Below are 14,450 nucleotides of genomic sequence, written 5' to 3'. Positions count from 1 at the left end.
AGCTATATAAAATTTATGAACCTACTCACTTTTTTGACATTTATATCTGGAATTTCATTCCTATTTTTTGGTGTAGCTAGTTTCGCTTCGTCCCAAATGAAATCTGAGTTTAGACGATATGGTCTCAAGAACTCAAGAAAGCTAGTAGGTGCCTTGCAGTTATTGGGAGCTCTGGGTTTGCTCTTTGGTTCATTGTATTCTCCGTTGCTTCAAGCTATATCAGCATTAGGTCTTTCTATTTTAATGATATTAGGTTTTTTAGTCCGTATAAGGATTCGAGATTCCTTAATTAAATCTGCGCCTTCTTTAAGTTATGCTTTGCTTAATGTAATCATATTAATAATGTTGTGTTAACGGTTTTGAAGAATAGTAATATTTACTTTTTAAAAATTAAAGCAATTTTGCATATCGACTTATTATGACAACAAAAAGTTTCATAATGTTCTGCTTTATTGTAACCAGAACTTTGGTTAAAAGCGTTCTTAGACGACTAATAAAAATAATTTAAAACACAACACGAGTATATAATTCATTTATTACTCTCGTACTTAATTAATTTCATATTCTTTCGCAAGAATTAAATAAATAGAACATTATAAAAATGAATTAAAAGGAAATATTTTAATATTATTCAGCCGATTTTTTGGGCGGTTCAACTGAAGGAAAATTTACATTTAAATTTTTCTTCAGATTTGGATAGTTCTCTTCTTTTTGTTTCTGGTTTGAGTAGAAAATATTCCAAAATGTTAATGCAATATATGTAGCGAATATTATGCCACCTACTATAAGAAATGATATATTCATGATGTTCTTCTTTGTCTAATTGCTATTGCAAACAATAATATTGTACCTGGCCAGTGTGCAGAATATTGCGCCTCATCTGTCATACCCATAATTCCGAGTCCTACAGAGTATAACAAGCAAAGGAATGCTAAAATAACAGGATACCATTTTAAAATTATTTTTTTCATTTTCATTTTTTTAAATTATTTATTAAATACACAAAGTGTTTAAATATTCATATTAACTGTTAAATAAAAAGTTCTAATGCCTTACTATAAAGTCGTTTTCTTATATGGAATCTAAACTACTTTTTCCCATATTTGATCTGCGTTTAAATAGAAACTTCCAAGTGAATTGAAACTACATTCGTTTGGTGCGATAATGGACAAAAAATTATCGCCATTCTCACGCACGTATAAATGATAATGTTGACCAATAATAGGCTCAAAAGTGAATTTTGCATCGTGTATCAGTCTATTATCCTCAAACTCATGCATTAGCTGCTCATATTGTTCTTTGATTTCTTTAAATCTAGATTGAACTTTATTGTTTAGTTTATTAACGCTTCTATTTTTCCAAGCAACTGTATCTGTAGTTGTAATAACAGGAGCACCAACATTTGTTGCATAAGGCTTTAAATATGCGTCATACTTTTGCGTATCTGTGTTAAAAACTACATTATCTGGTTTCTTCTCGTCTCTCATTTTTTACTTTAGCTTCTCAAGTTTTTTCATAATCTCTTCAGCTTCATAAACTTTTTGGTCACTTAGTTTTCTGTTAGTGGTTGACAGACCATGTGCTTCTTTTGTTAGCTTTTGATATTGCTCGTACAACTTGTCTTTTTCTGATTTCTTTTTGAATAATCCGAACATAATATTAAGTTTTAAATGGTATTTCTATTAATAAAAATTTAGTATAAAGATACATAATGTTTGACTCTTAATAAATATTGTTAAACAATAAATCATCAAGCTAGTAGTTTATGGCATAACTACTGTATCAATAGCGTGTATAACTCCATTAGAAGCATCTACATCTGCTAAGACTACTGTTGATTTATTTCCTTTAGTATCTGTAAGTATAACATTAGCACCACTTAATGACGCTGTTAAAATTCCTCCTTGAACTGTTGTGATTTTAAATTCTCCATTATTAGCATTTATAGCTTTTACAACATCTGTAGCCATAAATTTTCCGGATACCACGTGGTAAGTAAGAATAGAAGTTAATGTTTCTTTGTTTTCTGCTTTAAGCAAAGATGCAACCGTACCTTCTGGAAGTTTTGCAAACGCATCATTTACAGGAGCAAAAACAGTGAAAGGCCCTTTACTATTAAGAGTTTCTACTAATTCGGCAGCCTTTACAGCAGCTACTAAAGTTGTAAAGTTTTCATTACCAGCCGCAATAGCAACAATTGTTTTGTCACCATTTAATACTTCAGTATTAATTGAAGAATTCTCTGTAAATGAGTTTGTACTGGTAAATGCTGTAAATACAAAAGCAATTCCAGCGATAATCGAAAGTGTGATAAATTTTTTCATAATATTAAAGTTTTTTTCAAAGATACTTTAGATCTCTGTTGCAAACTAATTATTTTGTTTAATATTTTGTTAAAAAACATAAACAATATTATTTGCACTTAAATATTTAATGAATAATTATTTGTGAATCCATTTATATAAGAGGACCTCATAAAATTTTGGTAAAACAAGAGGTGAGTGGAGCGTACATATTTTAGGGGTTTAGTAATAAAATTTCTTAATAGTTCGATATAATCAATAACCTCAAGGCAATCTTAACGAGTCACAATGTTTCCTAAAATATAGTGTAACGAACCGTAATTGTTTCCAAAATTATATGCAGTCTTGAATTTTTGTTTCTTTTGTTTCATGACAAAAGATATTAAAGAAACCTTTAGAAGTTCAAAATCATCAATTTCTATTTTACATAATATTAATAGTTACAATAAAAAGATTAAATAGTAACTAGAATATAGTAAGTGCTTAGAATTTTATTTTTAAAAATTTTAAGCTCTTACGGAAAGCCACGAGAATCGCGTAAAATTTTCTATAACGTATATTTCATCGAATACGCGAATTACAAATCAGGACGAAAAGCAAAGCTTTTTTTTGGCGCTGGCAAGCGATGGATAATTGTGTTTAAAATAAATTGCCAGAGCAATTTGATTTTATAAAACAATCGAGCGTCCCGATAGCTATCGGGAGGCAGTGGCAATTTTACATAACGACTAATTATAGTACAGAAATGGAATTCTGAAGTTTCTTGATAAATCGCGTATTTGAAAAAACTTGAACCATTGTACAGAATATTCAATTTAAAAGAGAAGTAAAATACTAATGTTTCAAGACCCAAGTACAAACGTTTGTTATGAAAACAACACATACTGGGATATTTTACATAATATTGAATTATAGCTATCTAATTGTATTATATATAATTTGTACTATAATGTACTTGCGTTATGTACAACATGGGCTTTGGTTAAAAGCGCATGTTAGCACTCAGGTTTCTAGAAAAATTTAACCTAAAATTTCTTTACTCAGTTAATGGAACACTCTTTTTCTGAAAGGGTGGAGGAGCGGAGGAAAATGTGTGTGGAATGACTTTTATATTAAATTTATTTTGGTAATTGAATAAAAAGATTACCTTTGTAGCCGACTGGTCTAATATTTAAAGTTATGAAGACAAAAACAATAGATAACATTTTAGCAATAGGAACGGATTTAATTCTTAAGAATGGCTACAATAATGTGGGCTTAAATAAGATTTTGGAAACTGCTAATATTCCAAAAGGATCATTTTACTATTACTTTAAGAGTAAGGAAGATTTCGGCATACAGGTAATTAAATTTTATTCTGAAAATTCATTAATCTTTTTAAAAAGTTATTTAACAGATGCATCAAAAAATCCGAAAGAAAGGATTATTACCTTTTTTGAAGATATGCAAAATGTATATGCTGATAAACATTTTAAAGAAGGTTGTCTATTAGGTAATTGTAGTCTTGAGTTGTCAGATATGTCTGAAGCATTTAGTAATTCGGTTGCAAACGAATTAAATAAGTGGCAAGATTGTTTTGAGTTATGTATTAAAGAAGGGCAGGATTCCAACACCATTAAAAAAGAAGAATCAGCAAAAGACATGAGCGATTTTATTCTTACAACTTGGGAAGGTTCTTTATTACGTATGAAATCCTCTAAGAACACTGATTCAATTTCAACGTTTATTAAATTTTTAAAGAAATACATTCTCTAAAAAAAATTTAATTCATAACTAGTAGACTGGTCTAATTTAAAATAATTTAATATTTAAACAAAACACATGAAAACATTAGAAAACAAAACAGTAGTAATTATTGGTGGAAGCCAAGGAATTGGCTTAGAAACGGCAAAAGAAGCCATCGAGAAAGGAGCAAATGTAACCATTGCAAGTCGTTCATTAGAAAAGCTAGAGAAAGCAAAAAACTATTTGAATGGAAATGTTGCTACCTATCAGTTAGATGGAAGTAAAGAACAAGATGTGAAAACATTCTTTGACAAATTCGATAAAGTAGATCACTTAGTAGTGTCATCTTCTGGTGGCTATGGAGGTTCTATTAAAGAATTAGATATGGATGCAGCAAAAGCATTATTTGATTCTAAACTTTGGGTACAAATGAATGCTGTTAAGCACGCAAGCCCTAAGATGGGTAAGGGCGATTCAATAACGTTATTTTCTGGAATTGTAAGCAAAAAAGCTATCGCAGGACAAATGCCTTACACAGGCGTTGGAGGAGCCGTTGAATCTTTAGGCAAGATGTTAGCTTTGGAATTGGCACCAACACGTGTAAATGTAATTACACCAGGATTTATCCATACCACAGCTTGGGATGCCTACATGCCAGATGAACAACAAAAAGAATTCTTTAATGGTTTTGCCGAAACATTACCAGTAAAACAAATTGGTGTCGCAAAAGACGTTACAAAAGGTGTACTTTTCTTTATGGAAAGTGATTATGTTACAGGAGCAGTCCTAGATATAGATGGAGGACAAAAATTAGTTTAATTAAATAGGGCAGAAGCTATGCTTCTGCTCATTTATAAAAATAGTTACAATGAAAATTAAAAATTCAAACGTATTAATTACCGGAGGAAGTTCAGGTATTGGGAAAGAAACAGCAAAACAATTTATTGCAAAAGGAGCAACAGTTGTCATAACTGGTAGAGATGAAACTAAGCTAAAACAGATAGCAAAAGAAATAGGTGCCATTCCACTTCTTTTCGATATTAGTGATTTAAAATCCATTCCACAAAAAGCTAAAGAAGCAATGTTCCTTTTAGGAGGTAGAATGGATGTATTAGTTAACAATGCAGGTATTGGTGTATTTCCAATTCTAGGAGACATTACTGAAGCTGATTTATTAAATGTCTATAACACCAATGTATTTGGTTTGGCCTTATTGACTCAAGAACTATTGCCAATGTTCAAAACACAACAATCAGGAAACATTATCAATATTGGGTCTACTGCGAGTTTAAAAGGTTTTGCAAGAGGTTCTGTATATGCAGCATCAAAATTTGCTGTAAGAGGCATGACGCAATCTTGGCAAGCCGAATTGAGACCAGATAATATTAGAGTCTCATTAATAAATCCAAGTGAGGTGACAACCGCATTTGCCGATAAAACAAGAGAAGAACGTCATGAAGAATCTAACAAGCTAGGAGCTGAAGACATTGCGCAAACAATTCTTTCTGTAGTCGAACTGCGAGACAAAGGTTTCGTTCCTGAAGTTACAGTTTGGGCAACAAATCCCTTTTAAAATGAAATGCATAGCACTATTTACTTTTCTTATTGTAATAAGTTCCTGTACTTCTAGCACTCAAAAACCTGAAAGCAAAAACAGTAAAACAACGACATATATGAATCAAGATGAAAACTTTATAAGAGACGCTATTGAAATGGCCAAGACATCGAAAGTAAAAGGGAATTTACCGTATGGATGCATTCTTGTCAATAAGGAAGGTAAAGTCGTCCTAAAAGGAGAAAACACTATTAATACAGATCATGATATGTTAGCGCATGCAGAAATAAACCTGCTTAGCGAAGCAAGTAAAATCTATAGCCATTCTGATTTGAATTCATTCACTATTTATACAAGTGATGAGCCTTGCCCTATGTGCGCTTCAGCTATATACTGGACTGGAGTAGGAAAACTGGTTTATGGATTAAGTAAATCAGAATACTATAACATTGTAGGCAGAGAAAATCCAAATTGGGTCTTTGAAATGTCAGCTAAGGAAGTTTTATCAAAAGGCGGAAGAAACGTAGAAGTAGTAGGGCCATTATTAGAGGATGAAGTTGCAACATTACATAAACAATGAACTATGAGTATCTACGATAAATTAAAGGCGCATAACCTTGAGCTTCCAAAGGTTTCTGTACCTGGCGGTAACTATGTTTCAGTTAATATTCGAGGAAACATTGCTTATGTAGCGATTCAATTTCCTATTGAAGGTAACTCATATTTATATCAAGGTAGATTGGGCAAAAGAATTACAACTTCCGAAGGTTATGAAGCAATGAAGTTAAGTGCTCTAAACGTAATCGCTCAAATTGAAGCAAAAGTTGGTTTTGATAATGTTATTGGGCTTAATCATATAGATGCTTATTTCCAAGCTGGTAAAAATTGGGACGAATCACCAGAAGTCGTTAACGGAGCTTCAGATTTATTTGTCAACATTCTAGGAGACAAAGGAATCCACTCAAGAGCCATATTTGGAGTAGAAACTTTACCGAGAAATTTTAGTGTTGGCCTTACTGCCAGCTTCACAATCAAATAAAAAAAATGAAAAATATACTTATAATTAATGCCCATAAAAAATGGGAAGGCATGTCAGAAGGTAAGTTGAATGAACGATTTCAAAATGAAATAACAACTTATTTTATAGAAAAAGAATTTGTAATTAAAATCACGAAAATTGAAGATGGTTACGATATAAACGAAGAAATAATAAAACATGAATGGGCAGATTTGGTTATTACACAAACACCAGTATTTTGGTTTAATACACCATGGATTCATAAGAAATATATTGAAGAGGTTTTTACAGCTGCTTGGGCACAACAAAGATTATTAATAAACGATGGTAGGCAAGTAGATGACCCAAACAAACAATACGGAACAGGTGGTTCATCTCAGGGTAAAAAATATATGTTATCTGCAACTTGGAATGCTCCTGAAGAGGCGTTTAATAATAAAGAGCAGTTTTTATTAGAAGGGAATTCGGCAGATGATGCCCTAATTAATGTCTCCAACAACTATAAATTTTGTGGATTTGAAATTATAGATGGTTTCTATTCTTACGATGTTGTTAAAAACCCTCAAATTGAGAAAGATGTTGCACGATTGACTGTGCAACTTGATGCATTAGTTGAAAATTAATTAAATATTTAAAAATATAGAATACAATTTGACAGTAACAAAGTTTTACTAGGTATCGTCTAGTTCTTTTAATCTTTAATCAAAATAGATAATGAAACATATTATATTTAAAATTCAGCTAATAACAATATTAGTATTTTGCTTTTGCCAAGGCTTTTCTCAAACTAAGGATACTTTAATAGATGTTGGTAAATACAAACTCAACTTTTCAATTATTGAAGGAAGTGGCACACCAATTCTTTTTGAATCGGGTAGTGGTAATGATGCAACTATATGGAAAGATATCATCCAACCTATTGCAGACATTACAGGCACAACAATTATTACGTATGATAGAGCTGGATTGGGAAAAAGTGAAATAAAGTCAACTAATGATAATCCAGAAGGGAATAACATTCTTAATAATGTTATTGGTTTAGAAGAAGGACTTAAATTGTTAGGATACGATAAAGACATCATTTTAGTAGCACATTCGTTAGGAGGGTTTTACTCAACTTTATTTGCTTCTAGAAATGAGCATAAAGTTAAGAGTGTTGTATTTATTGATGCATCATTAGCTTCTTTCTATACAGAAGATTTTGTTAGTAAGCTAAACGTAGTCATTTCAGAAAAATTTTTAAACAAACTAAAAGATGAGAAAATTGGTCTGTACTATGAAATCAAGAATATTAAAAATTCTCTAAAATTATTATCGCAAACAAACTTCCCATCTTCAATACCTGTTATAGATTTAATAGCTAGTAATCCGTATAATCCATTCAAAAATGAAGATGACAAGAAAAGATGGGTTGAAGGGCATCAGGATTTTGTAGATGCTCAATCTAATAGAGAGTTATTAATAATCAACAATGCAAATCATTATGCCTTTAAAGACAATCCCAATTTGGTGATTTATCATATTATAAAAGCATATTCAAATGAAATGGCAGAATCTAAAAGCAAAGAAATATTGCTTCGTACTTTAGATTTTTCATCAAAAATAAGTAACCAAAAATGAAAAATATAGTAATAATAAATGGTCATCCAGATAAAGAAAGTTTTAACTATGCTTTATCTGAAGCTTATAAGAATGGTGCAAATAAAACTGATGCTACCGTTACAGAAATTAATATTTCAGAACTAGATTTTAATCCCAATCTTCAGTTTGGATTCCGTAAAAGAACCGAGCTTGAACCAGATTTACTAGATGCTTTAGAAAAAATAAAAGCAGCAGAGCATATAGTCTGGGTTTTCCCCTTATGGTGGGCGAGCTATCCAGCCATCATGAAAGGTTTTATTGATAGAACGTTTTTGCCAGGTATAACTTTTGAGCTAGAAGAAGGAAGTCATGAACCTATTGGTTTATTAAAAGGGAAATCGGCTAATGTCTTCATAACTTCTGACACACCTGAATCATATGATAAAGAAGTGATGCAACAACCAGCGCTTCACCAATTTAAAACAGGAACTCTTGAATACTGTGGCGTAAGTCCTGTAAATGTGACTTATATCTCTACAATTTCCGATTCAAGTGTACAATTCCGTAAAGAATGGCTAAATAAGATCTGTAAATTAGGTGAAACATTGGCGTAATTTTTATTGTGCTGACTCATAAAACAATATTAAAAACATATGAAAGACGATAACAAATTAAAATTACTTAAGACCAGTTGGGAATTACATGATGAAGTAGAAACTGCGTACTTAAGTTATCAAGTAAGACAAGGTGATAGTGAATGGTTAGAGAAACAAAGATTTCTTCTTGCTGACATGGCGTTGCACCTGCTACAAACATCTATTGAACCTGGTGAACTAAAACTGGAAAGACTGCGTGACAACCTTCATGCTATTCTTACAATTTCCGATCAATTTTTGCCAAAGTCAGAGCTTAAAAAATCAACTGAAAAATTGTATGAAGAATAGGTGATTTTATTATTATGTAAAATAGAATCTCAATTTTTAGCTCGGCCTCATAAAATTTTGGTTAAAACAATAGGAGAAAAGAGCGTACATATTTTAGGGAGTTAGTAGTACATAAAGTAAAGAAGTCTAACTATAAATGGGATTTCAAAGCAATCTTAATCTATTCAAAAGTTTCCTAAAATATAGTGAATGAGCCGTTAATTGTTTCCAAAATTATATGCAGCCTTGAATTTTTGTTTCTTTTGTTTCAAGACAAAAGATATTAAAAACTTAAAAAAAAGACTATTTGAAATTCTACATAGAACAAGTGCATAGAAATTTATCTTTCTTAAATTTTATGCTCTTGTGGCAATCCACGAGAATCGTCTAAAATTTTTTATCACGTACATTTTGTCGTTTACGCGATTTTTAATAGAAGTAAAAATCTAGCTTTTATTGTGCGGCTGGCAAGCGGCTGGAAATTGCATATAAAATAAATTACAATAGTAATTTGATTTTATCAACGCAATATGCGGTTGACAGCGGACATTTGACATAACGGCAAATTATAGGACATGTGCTTTTTTAACTCTGCGAAGCAAACCGTTTCTAGTTTAATGCCCAAGTTCTGCACATTGTAATGGAAATATAAAGCTTCTGGGATATTTTACATAATATCATTATAGTTGACTAATGGTACACTTTGACTAAATAACCAACAATAGCATTTGTCCTATAATGTACCGCGTTATGTAACTTGAGCTTTGGTTACGTCATAAAAATAGAAGCTCTTGTAGATCTTTTATTTTTTGAGCGAGTTGGGGCGGTGGCAAAGTTGTTACTACAATTTCTTGAAAATATTTATTCTCAAAAGTTTCTTCTGCGATGTTAATGGAACACTTTTTATGCGACGACGTAGGAGGGAAGCATAATGTGTGTGGAATCGGAATTGATATAATATTCAATATTATTATTGAAATTATTGCAAAATTCAATTAATAAAAATTTTTTATAATTCCTCCCGACTAATTAATGTGTATATTACTCATCTCGGTTTGAGACATCTAACTAATTAGCAAGTAATATGGAAATTTTTCTTTTAATTGTTGTTCTTATTTTTTTAATCGTACAAAACTCCACAAATAGTAATAAACTTAAAAGTTTATTTCATGAGATAGATATTCTAAACGGGAAAATAAGTCGTCTGCATAATCTTTTGACTTCCAAGCAAGCTCCAAAATCCGTTAGTAGAGAAAGTGTTAAGGATGTCATAAAAGAATCAATTGTAACACCTCCTGTAGATCATAGAAAGAAGTCTCCTGCAATTAAAGAAGAAGTTGAAAAGAATGATGATATAATAACCTATCCTAAGGTCTCCAAATTGACTGAAAAAGATGTTAGTATCATTAAAAAAACATTTGAAACTGTTAAAGCTTCTAAAGATAATTTGACTTTGGCTAAACTTCGCGATAAAATGGTTTCTTTCTTAGAGGTAAATGAGATCAAAGAAAAAACAGACATTGAATTTATTAGTACCATATTAATGGATTATGACTATTATTGGCAAAAGAAACTATTGGCTACATCACCACCAATTATAACAGAGACTAAAGTCGAAATATCTGCTAAACCACTTAAAATTGTTACATCTGCAAAGACCATCATGACAGCGGCACCGACTAAAAAAGTAGAGCAAAAACCTACGCTATCTATTTGGGAACAATTCAAGCAAAGAAACCCTGATCTTGAAAAATTTATAGGGGAAAACCTAATTAACAAAATTGGTATTCTCATTTTGGTTTTGGGAGTCAGTTATTTTGTGAAATATGCAATAGATAAGAATTGGATTAATGAAATTGCACGTGTTGGAATTGGTATTTTAACAGGTAGTTTAATACAATTTATAGCTCATAAATTACGTCAAAAATATGCTCCGTTTAGTTCTGTACTCGTTGCTGGAGCGATTTCCATATTTTATTTTACTATAGCCCTAGCGTTTCATGAATATAAACTTTTTGAACAGGAAATAGCCTTTGCAATTATGATAGCTATAACAGCTTTTAGCTGTTATATTTCCTTGTCCTATAACCGAATGGAACTTGCTATATTATCTTTGATAGGTGGATTTTTAGTACCATTTATGCTAGGCCTAGGTAATGAAGATTATATTACTTTGTTTACATATATAGCGATTTTGGATATTGGAATATTAGCGTTAGCTTATTTTAAAAAATGGCAATTATTGCATGTTCTTGCATTTGTATTTTCAATTCTGTTGTTTGGTTCTTGGGTAATTATGGATATGAAAAGTAATGATCCTCATTACCTCGAATCTTTAATTTTTGGATTTGCTTTTTACTTAATTTTTATAGCCATAAGCATTATTAGCAATTTGCGATTAAAGGAAAATTTCTCAAAACCACAAATGGCAATGCTTATTACCAATAATTTTGTTTTTTATGGTATTGGCATGCTTATTTTAGCAGCTTATAAACCCGAATTCAATGGGCTTTTTACTCTCTTTTTAGCCTTGCTTAATATTAGTTACTCACTGCTTTTATATAAGATATCTGGTTTACTTAATAAAGGTATTTATGTACTTATTGGTTTAAGTCTAACCTTTATAACGCTAACAATTCCTGTTCAATTTACAGGAAATAGCATTACAGTATTTTGGGCTGCAGAAGCTGTTTTATTAATGTGGATGGCTCAAAAAACACAAATAAAAAGTTATCGCTTTGTAACAGGTATCGTTCAATTTTTAATGCTAGGTAGTTTATTAAATGATTGGCCAAGTTATTTTAGTACCAATGAACTATTATCGTTAGTATTGAATCCAATTTTCATTACTGGTCTATTAGTCGTTGCCTCTTTTGTTGCCGTTAGTTATTTGTTACGTAACGAAACTGAGAAGTTGTCAAAATTCGAACTAGTATTTGATCCAAAGAGCTATAGAACCATAGCGAATATTCTTGCCGTTATCATTGGATATTTTGTTGGACTATTCGAAGTAATATATCAATCGACCGCATATTTCAAATTCGATACGCTTTTATCCATAGGAGCGCAATATCATTTGTTATTTACAGTAATTCTCTGTTTTTTCTTGTTCAAGAGTTTAAGCTCAAGAAATACTAAAATCATTAATGTATTAGCCGTTATAAATATCTTAGCACTCGTCTTTGTTTTCTGGCCGCGTTATTTCACAACCAATGAAGTATTTCCGTTAGTATTGAATCCAATTTTCAGTACTGGTCTATTCGTCGTTGCCTCTTTTATTGCCTTTAGTTATTTGTTACGTAGCAAAACTCAGAAATTGTCAATATTCGGACTAGTATTTGATTCAAAGAGCTATAGAACCATAGCTAACATTCTTGCTGTTATCATTGGATATTTTGTTGGACTATTCGAAGTATTATATCAATCTTCTGAATCTTTCAACATATATACGCTCTTATCCATAGGAGTTCAATATCATTTGTTATTTACAGCGATTCTCTGTTTCTTATTGTTCAAGAGCTTAAGCTCAAGACATGCTAAAATCATTAATGTATTAGCCGTTGTAAACATCATAGCACTTGCCTTTATTTTCTTCGTAATGCCCTTTTCAGAATTTCGAGATAATATTACTAATAGTATGAATGTGCATATAGTTTATTACTTACATATACTTTCATTTGTATTCATTGGGTATTTTTGCTATTTGATTTATCAAACAAATAAAACACAAAAAGTATTTTCAATTTTCGACCATAAAATGACACCATGGATAGCCGCTTTTGTACTAGTATTTGTTGCGAGTACGGAAGTCGTGCTACAAGGATTACACGTTATGAATTTTTCTTTAGACTCAGCCCAGCTAAACGCTGATTATGGCACGACATATGAAAGAATAACTTCAGCAAAATTTAAAATAATAAAAACAGGACTTCCAATTTTATGGGGAATCTTAGCATTTTCCATATTAATATTGGGTATAAAAAAACAAATCAAAGTGTTACGAATCATTGCGCTGGCTTTGTTGGGGTTAACTATTGTAAAATTATTTGTCTATGATATTAGCAATGTTTCCGAAACAGGAAAAATTATTGCATTTATACTATTAGGCGTGCTCATTTTAGTTATTTCTTTTATTTACCAAAAAATTAAAATTTTGGTAGTTGATGATGATAAAAATAATCAAGATATTAATAATAGCCTACAATGAGAAGCGTTTTTTATTATGTAAAATAGAATCTCAATGTAAAATTTGACCTCATAAAGCTTTGGTCAAAACAATAGGAGAGAGGAGCGTAATATTTTAGGCTATACAAATGCAATTATCCTGTGGATGATTGAATTTGGATACAACACTTTACTAAATGATTGTTTCAAATCGTATTTAGCTAAAAATGTACTTTGGGTACATTTTATTAACGATAAATAGTCTAAAATATAGCGTAACAAGCCGTAATTGTTTCCAAAATTATATGCAGTCATGATTTTTTTGTTTCTTTTTTTATCAAGAAAAAAAGATAAGAATCAAAACTTAAGTAGTTCAAATGTTTAATTTCTATTTTACATAATATTAGTAGTTACAATAAAAAAAGATTAAATAGTAACGAGAATAGAATAAGTGCTTAGAATTTTATTTTTCTTAAAATTTATACTCTTGTGGCAAACTTACGAGAATCGTCTAAAATTTTTTATTACGTACATTTTATCAAATACGCGATTTTTAATATGAGCAAAAAGGTTAGCTTTTATTTTGGCGTTGGCAAGCGATGGATAATTGTGTGTAAAATAAATTGCCAGAGCAATTTGATTTTATAAAACAATCGAGCGCTTGGTAGCGGCTATTTTACATAACGGCTAATTATAGATACAAATGTTTTTAAACGCTGCGAAGCAAACCGCTTAATAGTTTAATGACCCAAGTTCCAATTATTCTTATGAAAACAAATGCTTCTGGGATATTTTACATAATACTACATTATAGCTATCATTTTTTTTATAAATAGAATATGTAGTACTAAACATCATAATTTCTCCAACGCGCCATCTGTGTTATAAATAGCTTCATCCACCGGATAAACCTATTTATAAAATGTACTATAATGTTCTGCGTTATGTAACTTTGCTTTGGTAAAAGCGAAGTTCTTTAACCCAATTTTCTTGGATTTTTTTCTTTCTAAAAGTTTCTTTAAAAATGTAATGGAATACTCTTTTTGCAGAAAGGGCAGAGGAGTGGAGGCAAAATGTGTATGGAATGGCCATGTTTATCTATAATTATTCCTTTTTCATATAGTAATTGCACTTGTTCATCTATCTTATTTTAACAATACTCTGGCAACTTATATATTTGA

General features: G+C 30.9%; 15 protein-coding genes. 11 read left to right on the top strand and 4 right to left on the bottom strand.

Annotation, left to right across the window (positions count from 1 at the left end; all coding sequences use genetic code 11):
- The first annotated feature begins 15 nt into the window (after positions 1–15).
- Positions 16–354: a DoxX family protein gene (locus AC2D6V_RS13205; protein WP_484648716.1), complete on the top strand. Its 339-nt coding sequence runs from the start codon at positions 16–18 to the stop codon at positions 352–354.
- Between the two features lie 273 nt (positions 355–627).
- On the opposite strand, the gene AC2D6V_RS13200 is transcribed toward AC2D6V_RS13205, so the two are convergent.
- From AC2D6V_RS13200 to AC2D6V_RS13185, 4 genes are all read right to left on the bottom strand, one after another.
- Positions 628–804 carry a hypothetical protein gene (locus tag AC2D6V_RS13200; RefSeq protein WP_484648714.1) on the bottom strand — a complete coding sequence of 59 codons (177 nt, stop codon included), beginning with the start codon at positions 802–804 and terminating at the stop codon, positions 628–630.
- 278 nt (positions 805–1,082) lie between these two features.
- The gene (locus tag AC2D6V_RS13195; protein ID WP_484648710.1) at positions 1,083–1,487 is read right to left on the bottom strand and encodes a DUF2452 domain-containing protein; all 405 of its coding nucleotides are present in this window, start codon (positions 1,485–1,487) and stop codon (positions 1,083–1,085) included.
- A gap of 3 nt (positions 1,488–1,490) precedes the next feature.
- Positions 1,491–1,655 (bottom strand): Lacal_2735 family protein, encoded by a 165-nt coding sequence (locus AC2D6V_RS13190; RefSeq protein WP_484648707.1) that lies wholly within the window; start codon positions 1,653–1,655, stop codon positions 1,491–1,493.
- 108 nt (positions 1,656–1,763) lie between these two features.
- Positions 1,764–2,324, bottom strand: coding sequence for a fasciclin domain-containing protein (locus AC2D6V_RS13185; RefSeq protein WP_484648703.1), 561 nt, complete (start codon positions 2,322–2,324; stop codon positions 1,764–1,766).
- A 1,158-nt stretch (positions 2,325–3,482) separates the two neighbouring features.
- Here AC2D6V_RS13185 and AC2D6V_RS13180 point away from each other — a divergent pair.
- The 10 genes from AC2D6V_RS13180 (at position 3,483) to AC2D6V_RS13135 (ending at position 13,312) form a co-directional block, all read left to right on the top strand.
- Positions 3,483–4,058, top strand: a complete 576-nt coding sequence (locus tag AC2D6V_RS13180; RefSeq protein ID WP_484648701.1) for a TetR/AcrR family transcriptional regulator — start codon at positions 3,483–3,485, stop codon at positions 4,056–4,058.
- A 66-nt stretch (positions 4,059–4,124) separates the two neighbouring features.
- On the top strand, positions 4,125–4,847 hold the full coding sequence (locus AC2D6V_RS13175) for an SDR family oxidoreductase (RefSeq protein ID WP_484648697.1): 723 nt from the start codon (positions 4,125–4,127) through the stop codon (positions 4,845–4,847).
- A gap of 49 nt (positions 4,848–4,896) precedes the next feature.
- Positions 4,897–5,601 (top strand): SDR family oxidoreductase, encoded by a 705-nt coding sequence (locus AC2D6V_RS13170; protein ID WP_484648694.1) that lies wholly within the window; start codon positions 4,897–4,899, stop codon positions 5,599–5,601.
- Position 5,602: 1 nt separating this feature from the next.
- Positions 5,603–6,163, top strand: a complete 561-nt coding sequence (locus tag AC2D6V_RS13165) for a nucleoside deaminase (protein WP_484648687.1) — start codon at positions 5,603–5,605, stop codon at positions 6,161–6,163.
- A 3-nt stretch (positions 6,164–6,166) separates the two neighbouring features.
- On the top strand, positions 6,167–6,622 hold the full coding sequence (locus AC2D6V_RS13160) for a RidA family protein (RefSeq protein WP_484648682.1): 456 nt from the start codon (positions 6,167–6,169) through the stop codon (positions 6,620–6,622).
- 5 nt (positions 6,623–6,627) lie between these two features.
- Complete coding sequence (locus AC2D6V_RS13155; RefSeq protein ID WP_484648677.1) at positions 6,628–7,224, top strand: NAD(P)H-dependent oxidoreductase; 597 nt, start codon at positions 6,628–6,630, stop codon at positions 7,222–7,224.
- Between the two features lie 91 nt (positions 7,225–7,315).
- Positions 7,316–8,221, top strand: a complete 906-nt coding sequence (locus AC2D6V_RS13150) for an alpha/beta fold hydrolase (protein ID WP_484648672.1) — start codon at positions 7,316–7,318, stop codon at positions 8,219–8,221.
- Positions 8,218–8,796 carry an NAD(P)H-dependent oxidoreductase gene (locus tag AC2D6V_RS13145; RefSeq protein WP_484648670.1) on the top strand — a complete coding sequence of 193 codons (579 nt, stop codon included), beginning with the start codon at positions 8,218–8,220 and terminating at the stop codon, positions 8,794–8,796. Before AC2D6V_RS13150 ends, AC2D6V_RS13145 begins: the two co-directional genes overlap by 4 nt.
- A 39-nt stretch (positions 8,797–8,835) precedes the next feature.
- Positions 8,836–9,126, top strand: coding sequence for a hypothetical protein (locus tag AC2D6V_RS13140; protein ID WP_484648668.1), 291 nt, complete (start codon positions 8,836–8,838; stop codon positions 9,124–9,126).
- Positions 9,127–10,189: 1,063 nt separating this feature from the next.
- Positions 10,190–13,312: a DUF2339 domain-containing protein gene (locus AC2D6V_RS13135; protein WP_484648666.1), complete on the top strand. Its 3,123-nt coding sequence runs from the start codon at positions 10,190–10,192 to the stop codon at positions 13,310–13,312.
- Positions 13,313–14,450: the final 1,138 nt, after the last annotated feature.

Source organism: Algibacter sp. YIN40 (assembly GCF_057219435.1).
This window is presented reverse-complemented; position numbering and strand designations above follow the sequence as displayed.

Excerpts from the sequence above, each read along its gene's own strand:
- AC2D6V_RS13150 (WP_484648672.1), top strand. The coding sequence starts at position 7,316 with ATGAAACATATTATATTTAAAATTCAGCTAATAACAATATTAGTATTT.
- AC2D6V_RS13190 (WP_484648707.1), bottom strand. The coding sequence starts at position 1,655 with ATGTTCGGATTATTCAAAAAGAAATCAGAAAAAGACAAGTTGTACGAG.
- AC2D6V_RS13160 (WP_484648682.1), top strand. The coding sequence starts at position 6,167 with ATGAGTATCTACGATAAATTAAAGGCGCATAACCTTGAGCTTCCAAAG.
- AC2D6V_RS13175 (WP_484648697.1), top strand. The coding sequence starts at position 4,125 with ATGAAAACATTAGAAAACAAAACAGTAGTAATTATTGGTGGAAGCCAA.
- AC2D6V_RS13205 (WP_484648716.1), top strand. The coding sequence starts at position 16 with ATGAACCTACTCACTTTTTTGACATTTATATCTGGAATTTCATTCCTA.
- AC2D6V_RS13135 (WP_484648666.1), top strand. The coding sequence starts at position 10,190 with ATGGAAATTTTTCTTTTAATTGTTGTTCTTATTTTTTTAATCGTACAA.
- AC2D6V_RS13155 (WP_484648677.1), top strand. The coding sequence starts at position 6,628 with ATGAAAAATATACTTATAATTAATGCCCATAAAAAATGGGAAGGCATG.
- AC2D6V_RS13165 (WP_484648687.1), top strand. The coding sequence starts at position 5,603 with ATGAAATGCATAGCACTATTTACTTTTCTTATTGTAATAAGTTCCTGT.
- AC2D6V_RS13200 (WP_484648714.1), bottom strand. The coding sequence starts at position 804 with ATGAATATATCATTTCTTATAGTAGGTGGCATAATATTCGCTACATAT.
- AC2D6V_RS13145 (WP_484648670.1), top strand. The coding sequence starts at position 8,218 with ATGAAAAATATAGTAATAATAAATGGTCATCCAGATAAAGAAAGTTTT.
- AC2D6V_RS13185 (WP_484648703.1), bottom strand. The coding sequence starts at position 2,324 with ATGAAAAAATTTATCACACTTTCGATTATCGCTGGAATTGCTTTTGTA.
- AC2D6V_RS13180 (WP_484648701.1), top strand. The coding sequence starts at position 3,483 with ATGAAGACAAAAACAATAGATAACATTTTAGCAATAGGAACGGATTTA.
- AC2D6V_RS13170 (WP_484648694.1), top strand. The coding sequence starts at position 4,897 with ATGAAAATTAAAAATTCAAACGTATTAATTACCGGAGGAAGTTCAGGT.
- AC2D6V_RS13140 (WP_484648668.1), top strand. The coding sequence starts at position 8,836 with ATGAAAGACGATAACAAATTAAAATTACTTAAGACCAGTTGGGAATTA.
- AC2D6V_RS13195 (WP_484648710.1), bottom strand. The coding sequence starts at position 1,487 with ATGAGAGACGAGAAGAAACCAGATAATGTAGTTTTTAACACAGATACG.